The organism is Gemmata algarum (assembly GCF_034097035.1).
GTDB classification, from domain to species: Bacteria; Planctomycetota; Planctomycetia; order Gemmatales; family Gemmataceae; genus Gemmata; species Gemmata algarum.
The window spans coordinates 1-10,129 of the sequence record NZ_JAXBLV010000027.1; the positions used below are offsets into that span (position 1 = coordinate 1).

13 protein-coding genes and 1 pseudogene are annotated in these 10,129 nt (G+C 70.0%); 11 read left to right on the forward strand and 3 right to left on the reverse strand.

Annotated elements, in window-relative coordinates:
• Positions 1-183: 183 nt before the first annotated feature.
• The 8 genes and pseudogenes from R5W23_RS04580 to R5W23_RS04615 all read left to right on the forward strand — a co-directional run bounded on the left by R5W23_RS04580 (position 184) and on the right by R5W23_RS04615 (position 5,598).
• On the forward strand, positions 184-570 hold the full coding sequence (locus R5W23_RS04580; protein ID WP_320685310.1) for a hypothetical protein: 387 nt from the start codon (positions 184-186) through the stop codon (positions 568-570).
• Between the two features lie 115 nt (positions 571-685).
• Positions 686-1,606 (forward strand): hypothetical protein, encoded by a 921-nt coding sequence (locus tag R5W23_RS04585; RefSeq protein WP_320685311.1) that lies wholly within the window; start codon positions 686-688, stop codon positions 1,604-1,606.
• A gap of 120 nt (positions 1,607-1,726) precedes the next feature.
• Positions 1,727-2,200, forward strand: coding sequence for a hypothetical protein (locus R5W23_RS04590; RefSeq protein ID WP_320685312.1), 474 nt, complete (start codon positions 1,727-1,729; stop codon positions 2,198-2,200).
• Positions 2,201-2,332: 132 nt separating this feature from the next.
• Complete coding sequence (locus R5W23_RS04595) at positions 2,333-2,791, forward strand: SMI1/KNR4 family protein (protein WP_320685313.1); 459 nt, start codon at positions 2,333-2,335, stop codon at positions 2,789-2,791.
• 136 nt (positions 2,792-2,927) lie between these two features.
• Entirely contained in the window at positions 2,928-3,470 is a 543-nt protein-coding gene (locus R5W23_RS04600) for a hypothetical protein (RefSeq protein ID WP_320685314.1), read from the forward strand.
• Between the two features lie 84 nt (positions 3,471-3,554).
• Entirely contained in the window at positions 3,555-4,370 is an 816-nt protein-coding gene (locus R5W23_RS04605) for a hypothetical protein (protein ID WP_320685315.1), read from the forward strand.
• Positions 4,371-4,511: 141 nt separating this feature from the next.
• Positions 4,512-4,925 (forward strand): annotated as a pseudogene (locus tag R5W23_RS04610) (EamA family transporter); the annotation flags it as partial.
• A 214-nt stretch (positions 4,926-5,139) separates the two neighbouring features.
• The gene (locus R5W23_RS04615; RefSeq protein WP_320685317.1) at positions 5,140-5,598 is read left to right on the forward strand and encodes a TIGR03067 domain-containing protein; all 459 of its coding nucleotides are present in this window, start codon (positions 5,140-5,142) and stop codon (positions 5,596-5,598) included.
• A gap of 620 nt (positions 5,599-6,218) precedes the next feature.
• Here R5W23_RS04615 and R5W23_RS04620 read toward each other — a convergent pair.
• Both R5W23_RS04620 and R5W23_RS04625 read right to left on the reverse strand, forming a co-directional pair.
• Positions 6,219-6,599, reverse strand: a complete 381-nt coding sequence (locus R5W23_RS04620; protein ID WP_320685318.1) for an SET domain-containing protein-lysine N-methyltransferase — start codon at positions 6,597-6,599, stop codon at positions 6,219-6,221.
• A 355-nt stretch (positions 6,600-6,954) separates the two neighbouring features.
• On the reverse strand, positions 6,955-7,476 hold the full coding sequence (locus R5W23_RS04625) for a hypothetical protein (protein WP_320685319.1): 522 nt from the start codon (positions 7,474-7,476) through the stop codon (positions 6,955-6,957).
• A gap of 78 nt (positions 7,477-7,554) precedes the next feature.
• Here R5W23_RS04625 and R5W23_RS04630 point away from each other — a divergent pair, with 78 nt between their 5' ends.
• The 3 genes from R5W23_RS04630 to R5W23_RS04640 are packed head-to-tail and all read left to right on the forward strand — an operon-like array spanning position 7,555 to position 9,124.
• A complete protein-coding gene (locus R5W23_RS04630; protein WP_320685320.1) occupies positions 7,555-8,100 on the forward strand; it encodes a sigma-70 family RNA polymerase sigma factor in 546 nt (181 codons plus the stop codon).
• Entirely contained in the window at positions 8,097-8,774 is a 678-nt protein-coding gene (locus R5W23_RS04635) for a terminase small subunit (RefSeq protein WP_320685321.1), read from the forward strand. The genes R5W23_RS04630 and R5W23_RS04635 overlap by 4 nt, the downstream gene beginning before the upstream one ends.
• Before the next feature lie 14 nt (positions 8,775-8,788).
• Positions 8,789-9,124 (forward strand): hypothetical protein, encoded by a 336-nt coding sequence (locus tag R5W23_RS04640; RefSeq protein WP_320685322.1) that lies wholly within the window; start codon positions 8,789-8,791, stop codon positions 9,122-9,124.
• A gap of 52 nt (positions 9,125-9,176) precedes the next feature.
• Here R5W23_RS04640 and R5W23_RS04645 read toward each other — a convergent pair whose 3' ends face one another.
• Positions 9,177-9,737 carry a hypothetical protein gene (locus R5W23_RS04645; RefSeq protein WP_320685323.1) on the reverse strand — a complete coding sequence of 187 codons (561 nt, stop codon included), beginning with the start codon at positions 9,735-9,737 and terminating at the stop codon, positions 9,177-9,179.
• Positions 9,738-10,129 lie beyond the last annotated feature (392 nt).

Sequence of the window (10,129 nt, forward strand, 5' to 3'; positions counted from 1 at the left end):
TCGGGTCAGTGGTGCTCCGCCCGGCCGCACCGGTGTGCGGGCTTCCGCGGATGCGCGGCGCGGACGTGAGCGAGCCGAACCCGGCGCTGCACCTGACACCGCCATCGGACTTGAGACGCATCGCTGATTGTATCCTGGCGGTGCAGGTGAGCTTTATGTTCGGCACCCCGAGGGCGTCCGGAAATGAAGACGCGGGCGCACGTCAAATGGCTACTCGGCGTGATGAGTGAGATTCCACTCGACGCGGACCACCACGCGGTGGCCGAGTCTCTGATCACCGAGTTGGAAGATGACGGCGACGACGAGCACTACCAGGTCGCCGCCGGGTACGATCAGTGGTCACTCACCATCGGTACGAGCGGGATGGCGGTATTGGACGACCTGAGCGAGATTTACTCCGAATCAGGCATCGCTCCACAATCTCTCTACCTTTGGCTGCCGTCGCGTGCCGCTGGCGTTTCACTACTGGAGGCGATGCTGCGGGGCGAGATGGAGACGGTCCGCAGACTGGGCTGGGTGACCGAGGATCAATTGCCCCCACAGACAGTCCAGGTGTTCCGTAGCGGTTGAGGTAGTCGTGCCGAACCCGGCGCTGCACCGGACACCGCCCGCTGATTCGGACGCGACGTGGACTGTATGATGGCGGTGCAGGTGAGATCGATGTTCGGCAAGACGAGGCATGCGGATGTCTACGGCTCAGACTCCTGCAGGGTGGCAGTCGATTCGCGAACTGGGTCAGTTTCGGGCCGTGCTTGATTCTCCCAAACGTGGTGCCCTGGTGTGGCTGGCCGTCGAGTACATCGCGCGAATCCACTCCCTCTTGATTCCAGACGGGATGAGCTTGGCCGAGGTGGTCGAGGGGTGCGCCGAAGGGCGCTTGGACCGTGCGGCCGTACTCGACGCCTTCCGAGTGTTTCAACAGGCGCATTACACGCCGCGTATCGTCCGGGCTCAGGACAGCGACTCGCTCATCGACATCGGGGCATACGACTCTCACAGCAGCGAGGCAGTTGCCGCTGCGGCTTACCTCGTGGTGGGCGACCTGATCGACTCGGACGACGAGCGGTTCCACTCCACGCGCGAGCAATTCTGGCTGGTCCTGGGTGTAGCCGAATGCTGCCGGCACGCGGTCATGGCAACCATCCCCGACGTGCCCTGGCGAGAGGAGGAGCTGCCGCCGGAACTAGAGTCGTCACGCGCCGCGTTCCTTAAGTTGTCTCCGGCTCAGTTCCGCGAACTCCGTCGGATGCCCGAGCTGAACCCGACACTGCATGCCGTGTGGCAAGCGTTGGATGAGGCCAGTTCCCGGCGTGAGGCACGGCGGAACGCGGCGTGGGAGGCGGAGGAGGTTGTGCAGTGCGATCTGGTTCGGGAGGTGGTTGCGCCACCACTCGTGACGGGTATCACACCGCCGTTGCGGACTTCAACCGTCCTTTCGCTAGCACGGGGGATTTACGAGCACCGTGCGTTCGACCGGATGCCGATCCTAGCGGACTCGCTGCAGGATGCCGGGTGCGAGGACGTCGACGTTCTGGACCACTGCCGCGGCCCCGGTCCGCATGTTCGTGGCTGTTGGGTGGTGGACTTGGTGCTGGGCAAGGAGTAGCATCGAGCCGAACCCGGCGCTGCACCTGACACCGCGGCGCCGTTTGTGACGTGCCGCTGACTGGATGATGGCGGTGCAGGTGAGCTGTATGTTCGGCGGCAGCATGGCGTCGGAGCGGCGATGTCCACTCTGTTTAACATCCGCGTCGAGCTGGTCGCCGGGCCGACGGCTTGGGCGCGGTTCGAGGTTTGCCACCCCGACCAGTGGGACGTGCCGGCAACGAAGGCCATCGCCCTGCTCGTCGTCGTGGAGGTGTACCGCGAGATGAAGGAGGGATTCGGCTTCCACCGCACCAACCGCCCGATGTCGCGGTCGGAGGCGGCGGGACTCGTCACGCAGCACCCGGCGAGGGAGCGGCTGGATCGGTGGCTCGATCTCTACATGCGGTTCGACGGCCCAGCCTTCGCCGCCACCGCCGAGGAGGCGATCGCTGGCGTCGAGCTGACGGGCGAGGACGGGAATCCGAAGCGAGCGGAGGGCGACCCGGACCCGCGGGCAACGATGGTGTTCACGGCGAGGGACGCCGCCATCCTTTCCCACATGACGGGCGGGTTCGACTTCGACTCCGCCATGTGTGACTGTTCGTATTGGTAGCCGGCGTCGCTGTGGCAGAGGCACGCCGAACCCGACGCTGCACCTGACACCGCCGGCGGATTCGGGACGCACCGCTCATCCGATGATGGCGGTGCAGGTGAGCTTTATGTTCGGCCACCCGGAGGCGCACCGATGGGCGAAGCGATCCGGGACGCGAATCGGTTCGGGCCACTGACCGAGGCCCGTTTGGCCGCGTTCGAGTCGGAGTTGGGGGCTGCGCTGCCGGACGAGTTCCGGGCGCTCCTCCTGCAACACAACGGCGGGGTTCCGGATCGGGAGACGTTCGACGTGCCTGGCGCGGACGGCGGGGAGCGGCCGTTCCACTGCTTCTTCGCCCTTCACGACGGGCCGTGGGACGACTCCACTCCGGAGGGCAGCCAGGGGTTCCCGCTCCAGGAGGCTCTGGCCGACTTCCGGGCGGATGGCGGCCCGGCCGACGTTCTGCCGGTCGGCAAGGACTGGAGCGGCAGCTACGTGTGCGTCGGCCTGGTCGGGGCCGACTGTGGGCGGGTACTGTACTACGACCACGAGATGGAGCAGTTGGTGCCGCTCGCCGACACCCTGGCCGCGTTCGTCGCCGGGCTGCGGTAGCCCAGACGCCGAACCGCGCGCTGCACCTGACCCGGCCGCGTAATCTGATTTCCACTACTCGCCTGCTTGTGGTAGAGGCTGGTTGCATTCCCGGCCGGGCAGGTGAGCTTTATGTTCGGCACCGGGAGGACACGGCGTGACGGCGCTTCCGGCCGACATCTTGGCCGCTCTGCCTCGCGACGCCGGCCCCGCTGTCGAACGATGGTGGTCCGGCCTCTCGGTGGCCGACCGCGAGGAGGTGACGGCCGCGTGGGACGAACGGCGGGAGGTGTGCTTCTTCTCCCCACAAACGGACGCCGCGGGGCGGCCGGACAGGTGGGAGCAGGTGCCGTCCGTGGTCGGCGGCCGGTTCGTTCCGCACGATGACACGGTGCGGATGCACGAGTGGCTGGACGACTGGGCCGAGTACGTCGAGGGGCACGAGGAGGTGTTCCTCCTGCCGCGGGCGGTCGTGGTGTTCCGCACCTTCCACATCTGCCGGTCCGAGCCGGCGGCTCGCGCGGTGGCGGCGTCGGGTCTGCTGCCGGCCGGGTTCGCATGCCCCGGCGCGGCGAGCGGGTGCCCGATGCAGCGTGTGCAGGCGGTCGCGCCGGGCCGACGGCTACACTTAGCCCCGGCCGCGTCGGGTGGTTGGTGGGTCGTGGGCTCCTGGAAGGCCGAACCCAGGCGCCGAACCTGACACCGCCGGCTGATCTGGGACGCATCGCGGCTCGGGTGATGGCGGTGCAGGTAAACGGTGTGTTCGGTCAGAGAGAGGCACCGGATGGGTTGGTCGAGTTACGGGTACGTGTTCACTCGTCAACCGAACTGGGACCGCCTTCGCGAGTTGCCCGTCCGATCCGGCCGGGTGGTGGGGTACAAGCATCGAGCGAAGGACGTGTGGCTCGCCGGGATTGCTCACGGCAGCGACCGAGGCGCGGCGGCGTTCGCGTTCCAGCCGACGGCGGACTTCACGGTTGATCGCCGAACCGTCACGCCGGAGACCAGACAACTCCTCGCCCGCCTCGACCAACTCGGGGCCGCGCTGGACACGCAGTACCTCCGGTTCAGCTCCGGGTGGGCGGGGCTGGCCGTGGCGGTGGCGACCCGGGCCGAGGTGCCCGCGTTCTTCTTCACGGCCGACGACGAGTTCTTGGACGTCGGATGCCGCGTCGAACCGCGTCGGTTGGTGGAGTTCGCGGGGAAGTTCCCGGACTTTCTGACCCGATGCAAGGATGGCGCGGTGCGGGTGCTCGTCCCCGACCCGAACGGGCTGAGTTCGTTCCCTGCCGAGCGGTTAGACGGGATCCGTGGTCGCGAGGGCATCGAGTTGATCGTCGGAGGCGGCCGGCAGCCACCACCGTTGCCCGTCGCGGCCGTCCGGGGGCGGCCCGGAAAGAGGCACCGTCGGGCGCCGCCGGGCGGGGAGGACTTCGCCCGGTGGGGGGGGGCGTTCTACCGCTTCCCGGTGGAGCTGTGGCCGCCGGAAGCTGGGAACCCGGCAGACGTACTCGGGCTCGGGACATGGGATCTGTTCGACACCTTCGACCGGGACTTCGAGCCGGTGTTCCCCGCCTCCATTCGCCGGAGGAGGGCGTAGCCGGGCCGGACCGGTCGCGGCGCCGGCCCCGGCCACGTGATTGGGCTCTCGCCGCTCACGTGGCGCCTCGATCGGCTGCGGGTGCCGCGGCCGGGCGGGTGAGCTGGATCGTTCGGCGGTGAGGCACGGAGGTGCTTGCGAGTGGAACGCTGGGTGTTGTTCGCACTGATCTCGATGGCGTTCGCCGGGTTCACGTCGGTGATCGCCAAGCACGGGCTCGCGGGCATCTCCGGCGAGCTCGGTTTGGCCGTGCGAACGTGCTTCGTGTTCGCCTTCGTCCTGGGGTTCGCGGCCCTGGCCGTCCCCCGCGAGCAGGTCGGGACGCTCACCCGCTACAACCTCCTCTGGCTCGGGCTGTCCGGGGTGACGACGGCGGTGTCGTGGGTGTTCGACTACAAGGCGCTCAAGGACGGGGAGGTGTCCTCCGTCGCCCTGATCGACAAGGGCAGTTTCGTGGTAGCCGTACTCCTGGCGTGGCTCGTCCTCGGGGAGCGGATCACGCTGCGGGTGGCCGTCGGCGGTGCCCTGATCGTCATCGGCCTGGCGGTCGTGTCGGGTGGGAGTCGCGGGGCACAACGGCACGCCGAACCAAGCGGGGCACCTGACCCGGTGGCACCACAGGTTTCTGGGAGGTCTTAGCTCTCGGGAGCGGGCCGGGCCGGTGAGTGCGTTGTTCGGCGGTGGACGGAATGCGCGGCGTTGGCAGGCGTCAGTTCCCGGGCGGGTCGCGAGGTCGCGACCGGTGAACGCACCCCTCTAGAGGATGACAATGCCCCGCGTTGCCGTGATCGCCCTGCTCGTCACGACCTGCGCCGCGTCCCGCGCGGACGACCCGGCGGCCGCGGAGATCAAGACGTTGCAGGGCGAGTGGCGGGCCGTCGGGGTCGAGTTCCGGGGCAAGACGTTGACCAAGGACGACGCCAAGGCCATGCGGTTCGAGATCAAGGGCCGCGGGCTCACGTTCAGCAACACGCAGAAGCCCGGGCGGGAGCGCAAGCAGACGTTCACGTTGGACCCGAGCAAGACGCCCAAGGCGCTCGACCTCACGTCCCTCGACGGTCAGGAGAAGGACACGACGGCGGCCTGCATCTACAGGCTCGACGGAGACAAGCTGACGATCTGCATGCCGTACTTCGCGAAGGACCCGTCGGTCCGGCCGAAGGAGTTCAAGGCCGACGCGAGCGGCGACCTCATGCTGCTCACCCTGGAGCGGGTGAAGGGCAAGTAGCCGGGAGGGGGCGCCCGCCAGAGCAGACGGCTGGCCGTCGAGCCGCGACCGGGGCGGCCGCGCGACCGTCACGGCCGCTACACGCGGATCCGTCCGCCCCGGCGCTGGGCCGCACACCGGAAACGGCCTTCGGTCACACGCACGTTCGTGAGGCCGAAGCGTGTCACTTCGCACGCTCGCCCCGCCCCGTCACGAAAAGGCGAGCCGAGCCGTCCCGCCGACAGAACCGTGAGTCAGCCGAACCGGATGGCTTTTCGCCGGTCGGACGTCCGGCCGGATCGCTACCGTGCCGTCAGGGCTGCGTGCCGATGGTCGCGGGAGCGAGTTCCGCTTGGCACTCATATACCCCGTCATAGCGGCCGGAGATACACACCCGAGCTTTCGGCCTGCGCCCCGGTCACCCTGTGTACGACCGTCGGGGACAACGGGCGCTGATTGCGGCGTTACCTGACGCCCCGGCCGTTCGTGACGGGCGCCCGCGTCGCAGTAACTCGACGGCCTCGCGGGCTCACGTCTTGTTGTCTTCCGGTTTGAGTGAGTTGGTTCCGATAGGTCACCACGAGGCGCCGGGGCGGCTCGTTCTCGTGCTCTCCGGACCGAAGAGGTTTGATGCGGGGCGGTCACGAGGCTTTACGGAAGCGTTCGTAGTGGGACGCGTCCCAGCGGTAGTCCACGAAGATCTGCTCGCCCGCCTCGATGTCCCGGAGCGCCCGGAACACGATGTCCTCGCGCGACGCCCGCGGGTTGAACCGGGCGTTCGGCTCCGGCGAGTGGTTGTACAGGGACCCGTACCCGAGCGCGATGGCCAGCTCGCCGGTGCCCGCGTCCCACTCGAACACGTAGTGCTCCAGGGGCTTGCCCCCGGGGCCTTTGGGGTACGTCGGGATCCGCACCACCGGGCACACCTCGATCACCTCGCCCGCGCGGTAGGCCCGCCCGGCGAACACCCCGCGGCCCATGCCGCGGACCTTCCAGACGTACAGGGCGGGTGGTTCGTTCATGTCGTGCATGTGTCGGTGAAGGTTCCGAGTCGGTCGGGTCGGTCTTGCTCGTAGAGAAATCGATTCGGGCGGGCCGGCGGCTTGAGGCCTAAGCAGGAGCGGGCTGGGAAAGGAGGGCGTCGCGCCCGTTCGGTTGGCAGGGTCCTCCCCGTTAATTCGGCCGCGTGACGCACCGCCTCGAAAAAGGTGCCTCGGTGGTCCGGCCCGCATACCGGTCGCCGGCCGCACCCTCTGCCTGACCCGCGAGCAGCGCCTCGACCGCCCGCGCGACGCTCGGGTACGTGCCCAACCGGCGCCACACTCTCCGCGCGCCGGCGGTGCCACAGCCCGCCGGCGCGCCCTCCGCGCCGGTGACTCACCCGACGTCGGCCGCCGCATCGGCCCCTCCCGTCCGCGCCTTGCGCCCCGGGCGCCGAGTTTGATCCGCCCGCGCCCACCCCGGGAACTCGCGCCTCAGTAACTCCAGCATCGCGTGGTGCGCGTCCGCGGGGGCCGTGAACGGGCCGGGCAACTCGAGTTTTCGCCCGCCCTTGCGCACCAGCGCCCGGAACCCGCCCCCGTCGGCCCGGCGCACGTACGGCGGGAGCACGTCCGGCAGTCCCGGCACCCCGGCCCGCCGCATCTCGTCGAGCACCTCGACCAGCGCCCCCCAGATGCCCAGCGGGGTGTCCGGGCGGTGCCGGGTGCGCGGGATCAGCTTGCGCCGCACGACGACCGCCAGTTCGGGCTCGTACAGCTCCAGGTTCAGGCTCCCCCAGCCGGTGAGCCACCAGCGGATCTGGAGTTTGGAACCCTTAACCCGTCGGGTGTACGGCACGTGGTCGAAGTGCGGCGCGCGGCGGCGCCGGGCCGACGGGCGCGTGAGCGGACCCGACATGTTCCCCTCCTGACGTTCCGGGCAGGCAACTGCGCACCCTATCTGTTGGGGTTGCCTGCTCACCCCGGAGGCCCGCGCATGTCCGCCGCCCCGCCCTCGCTCGCGACACTGCTGGACCGGTGGGACCGGCTCATCTGGGTGTCCGCGCGGCGGTACGCGCGGGCGTGGCGCCTGGACCCGGAAGAGGTCCAAGCCGAGGCGGTGGCCGGGATCGTGCGGCAGTTCGCCCGGTACGACCCGGCGCGCGAGCGGTCCTCGTTCCCGACGTGGGCGCTGATGCAGGTGCGGCGGGCGGCGATCGAGCAGGTGCGGGGCCGGGTGCGGGTCCGGCGGGAGGTCGGCTGGGACGCGGTGCTGGCGACGGACCCGGGCGGGCGGCACGAGGTGGCCGACTTGGCGGCGGCGACCCGGGACCCGGACCCGGCCGAGCAGGTGGCCGCGGCCGAGGCCCGTGAGGCGGTGGCGGCGGCGCTAGCCGGGCTGCCGGCGGACCAGCGGGAGGCGATCCGGCTACACTTCTGGGGCCCGGACGTGTCACTCAGCCGGTACGGGCGGGAGCAGCTGGCGGCCGGGCTGGAGGCGCTCCGCGCGCGGCTGGCCCCGCGGGGCGAGGAGGGGACGTGAGCGAGCCGAAGAAGAGCCGGGCTCCGCGGCCCAACCTGACGGCCCGGGAGGCCCGGTTCTGCGCCCTGTACGCGGAGAGCGGGAACGCGACCCGGGCGTACCTGGCGGCCGGGTTCCCGTGCCCGAACACGAACGCCGCCGGTGTGCAGGCGTTCAAGCTGCTAAGGAAGGGTAAGATCCGGGACCTGATCCGCCGCATGCAGGGGGAGGCGCTGGACGCGGCCCAGGTCACGACGGACCGGATCGCGCAGGGGCTGGCCCGGATCGCGTTCGCCGACCGGGCGGACCTGTTCGACGACCGCGGGCGGCTGCTGCCGCCCCGGGCGTGGCCGGCGGACGTGGCCGGGACCGTCGAGGGGGTCGAGAGCGAGGACCTGTTCGAGGCGGTGGCGGACCCGAACGGGCCGAAGCGCAGGGAGCTGGTGGGGTACGCGCGGAAGGTGAAGACGGCCCGACGCACCGAGGCCCTCAAGGTATTGGCTCAATGGCGGCGGATGATCGGCCCGGACGTGCCGCCCCTGGACGTGCTGCTCGGCGCGCTGCCCCCGGACCTCGCTACCGTGGTGCGGGAGGCCCTGGCCAAGGCGGTGCTGGCTAACGGCGAAGGCATATCACCGACGGTCTTGCCTCCGCCGGGCGGGGTGGGCGGCGAGGCGCGAATGGACGCGGTGTGACGGAGGGGCCGGGTGTGTCGTTCCCGAAACGCAGTAGCGGCGGGCCGGGTCGGTATACCGCCGATGAGGTCCGTGCCGCGCTGGAGGCGGATGCCGAGGCCCGTGGGGTCGGGGTGGTGCCGCTGGTGATCGAGTGCCGGCGGACCGGCGAGTGGGGCGAGGTCAGGCCGCCGGGGGTGTACTACGAGGATCCGGAGCGGCGCGTCAGTCCGACCATCGTGTTCGATGGGGACGAGCCGCCCGAGTCGCTGGTGAACCGGTTCCGGCCGAAGGGCGGCGGTCCCGGGCCGCTGCTCCTCGTTCTCGGGCCGGAGCACATCGACCCACCGGCCGAGGACGTGGGACCGTAGCCAGCGGACGTGAGGCGGGACCGATTTCGGAGGGCTTTCGCGCGGCCGGTTGTCACTCCTTGGTTTCGGTCCCAGACACGACGATGAGCCGGCTGCGATCGCCGACGGCCACGGGCACCGACCGGCGGGCCTCGTACGTCTTGCCGCCCGCGGTCCAGCTGCTCTTCAGCTCGAACGTGTGCGCCTGTCCGTCCCGCAGCACCGGCGAGGTCAAGTTCCACTCGGCCGTCGACGCGCCGGTCACCTTCACGCCATCCAGCCACACCTGACCGGCGGCGGGCAGTTGCACCGCCAGCGCCGCGGTCCCCTCGCCGGACAGCACCACCGCCGTGGGTTGGGGCGTCGGAGCGGGAACGAGCGGGATCTGGACCGGGTACACGGGCGGCGGGTAGTTCACCCCGCCCCACGGCCCGCTCGGGACCAGCAGCGGCGGGCCGTTGAGTGCGCCGCCCGCGCCCGGTGACCGGACCGGGTACAGGAGGCTCGGACCGGTGCCGATCGGCGGGCCGACGATCTCCAGGCCGCCGATCGTGGGCGGTCCGATGGCCGCCGTCTGGGCAGAGGCCGTCATAGGGAGCGCGAGGAGGGTAAGAACGGCAAACGAGCGCGTCATGTCCGTTACTCCGACGGGTACGGGCACATTAACGGTCTGATCGGATCGAGCCGGAGCGGCAGATCCAGCCGGGTATCCGGAACCGGGTGCGCAACAACGGCAACCGACACCCCGGCAAAAAGAGGACCGCGCAGCGTGAGACGGCGGACGATCACGGACGCCGTTGGGGCCATAATGGTCCCTTACTCGCGCCACAGAACGTGCCCCATCTGCGACACGAGCTCCATTCAAGAACATCGGGAGGCGGTGTTAAGGAACCCGTAACTCCAAAGCCGGGCGGCGGGCGCCGTTGAGGCGCGGCGTGGTCAGCCCGCGGTCTCGTGCGGCAACAGGCCCGCCACCGTGAGCACCGCGTACCCGAACGAGCCCGGCATGCCCGAGAGTTGTATCCG

Excerpts from the sequence above, each read along its gene's own strand:
- R5W23_RS04580 (WP_320685310.1), top strand. The coding sequence starts at position 184 with ATGAAGACGCGGGCGCACGTCAAATGGCTACTCGGCGTGATGAGTGAG.
- R5W23_RS04585 (WP_320685311.1), top strand. The coding sequence starts at position 686 with ATGTCTACGGCTCAGACTCCTGCAGGGTGGCAGTCGATTCGCGAACTG.
- R5W23_RS04590 (WP_320685312.1), top strand. The coding sequence starts at position 1,727 with ATGTCCACTCTGTTTAACATCCGCGTCGAGCTGGTCGCCGGGCCGACG.
- R5W23_RS04595 (WP_320685313.1), top strand. The coding sequence starts at position 2,333 with ATGGGCGAAGCGATCCGGGACGCGAATCGGTTCGGGCCACTGACCGAG.
- R5W23_RS04605 (WP_320685315.1), top strand. The coding sequence starts at position 3,555 with ATGGGTTGGTCGAGTTACGGGTACGTGTTCACTCGTCAACCGAACTGG.
- R5W23_RS04615 (WP_320685317.1), top strand. The coding sequence starts at position 5,140 with ATGCCCCGCGTTGCCGTGATCGCCCTGCTCGTCACGACCTGCGCCGCG.
- R5W23_RS04620 (WP_320685318.1), bottom strand. The coding sequence starts at position 6,599 with ATGAACGAACCACCCGCCCTGTACGTCTGGAAGGTCCGCGGCATGGGC.
- R5W23_RS04625 (WP_320685319.1), bottom strand. The coding sequence starts at position 7,476 with ATGTCGGGTCCGCTCACGCGCCCGTCGGCCCGGCGCCGCCGCGCGCCG.
- R5W23_RS04630 (WP_320685320.1), top strand. The coding sequence starts at position 7,555 with ATGTCCGCCGCCCCGCCCTCGCTCGCGACACTGCTGGACCGGTGGGAC.
- R5W23_RS04645 (WP_320685323.1), bottom strand. The coding sequence starts at position 9,737 with ATGACGCGCTCGTTTGCCGTTCTTACCCTCCTCGCGCTCCCTATGACG.